General features: G+C 54.2%; 2 protein-coding genes and 1 pseudogene. All 3 read right to left on the reverse strand.

Annotated features, from left to right (window positions below; all coding sequences use genetic code 11):
• A pseudogene (locus AACV31_RS15075) lies at window positions 1–243 on the reverse strand (sialate O-acetylesterase); the annotation flags it as partial.
• Window positions 244–631: 388 nt separating this feature from the next.
• Complete coding sequence (locus AACV31_RS15080) at window positions 632–1,177, reverse strand: glycoside hydrolase family 108 protein (RefSeq protein ID WP_165157217.1); 546 nt, start codon at window positions 1,175–1,177, stop codon at window positions 632–634.
• A gap of 1 nt (window position 1,178) precedes the next feature.
• The gene (locus AACV31_RS15085) at window positions 1,179–1,409 is read right to left on the reverse strand and encodes a phage holin family protein (RefSeq protein ID WP_166337122.1); all 231 of its coding nucleotides are present in this window, start codon (window positions 1,407–1,409) and stop codon (window positions 1,179–1,181) included.

A 1,409-nucleotide genomic window follows, 5' to 3' on the forward strand; every position in this document is an offset into this window, starting at 1 on the left:
ACAGCGGAGTTTGCCGCCATAACGAATTAAATCGCTGCCGTCCGGTATCTCCTGTAATGCTCTCCATGAGATGCCACTCCGTGTTTTGGACAGGGCCACCACATGACCACCCAGGCCATCAGGATTGTCACTCACCGTCTCCGTGACGTTCGTTAACTGCCATCCCTGAGAACTCAACAGACCATCCCCTCTTCGTCCGTTGTAGCCAGCCTCGGTGATAACCGGCGCGTAACGGTTGAGCACGGGAACACCGGGTTTCGCATTCCCGAGCTGTATACAGCCTGGTGTAATAATCATCCCAACCTCGATTTATCTCTTTCAGCCAGTCCGGCATTATCACAACCGCTCATCGGGAGCCTGCCGTTCTGTCTGACATGTTTACCCCTTAATGGCAGTGATTAACTGGGATACCACCCAGATGAATGGGATCACCCATATGAGGAAAAACTTCCAGTCTGGAAATTGCTTAATCATTAGTCGCAACTCCCGAATCAGTTTGCTAAAATCAACCACATGTTCTCCCTTGTCCTGTTCAAGGTCAGAAACAGAAAACCCCGGCTGCGCCAACAGACCGGGGTTTTTGCTTTTAAGCGAAGTAAAAATCAGCCAGTGTGGCCGCTATCAGAAAGGGTTACACCACCACACGCTCTTTCAGCCAGCCGTACACGAACGACTCGTTCGCCGGTCGCTGCTCAGCCAGTTCGATATAACGCTCGCCCTGCTGACAGTTCAGCGCCACCAGCATCACACGTTCGCCATCCTTTCCGCGCTTATTCAGATAAGCCTGTAGCGCGTTAATCGTGCGTGGGCCGATGCGGCCGTCGACGCTCATGTCCGGGTAGAGCGTTCCACGCATGTTGAATACGTTCAGGGCACGCTGGAGCATCCTGCCCGCCACGGACGGGCCCATGTTCACCCCTGTATCACATAGCTCGGCAGCGATATCAGGCGACAGCTTTGCTACCTGGTCGAATCGCGGCCCATACCAGTAATCCGCTTCCAGGATTTCCAGTGCCTGCCCGCGAGTCAGGTTTCGCATATCGCCTTTGTATCCGTGGGCGCGTGCGACTTTTTCAGTGATGCCCCATTTTGTCGCGCCGCCGCGGTCGTCCGGGTGACTGACATAACCCCCCTCTTTTCCGAGGATGCCATCAAATATTTCATCTCTGGTTTTCATCTCAGCACCTCAGCAGCGAAAGTATTTTTGACACGTTGCCCCGTGCCCATAACACCACCGCACAGAACAGCAGATTCACCAGAACCACCGGCCACTGAGAATGCGGATAGCGCCCGAAGACAAAGCAGAGAGGAACGGCGGCATATCCCACCATCATCAGCCAGGCCACCCACGACACCAGCGGTTTATGTGTTGCCTTATTCCTGCGGTAAAAAAAGAGCGCCAGCACGAT

Origin of the sequence: Cronobacter sp. EKM101R (assembly GCF_963888145.1) — a bacterium.
GTDB lineage: Bacteria > Pseudomonadota > Gammaproteobacteria > Enterobacterales > Enterobacteriaceae > Cronobacter > Cronobacter turicensis.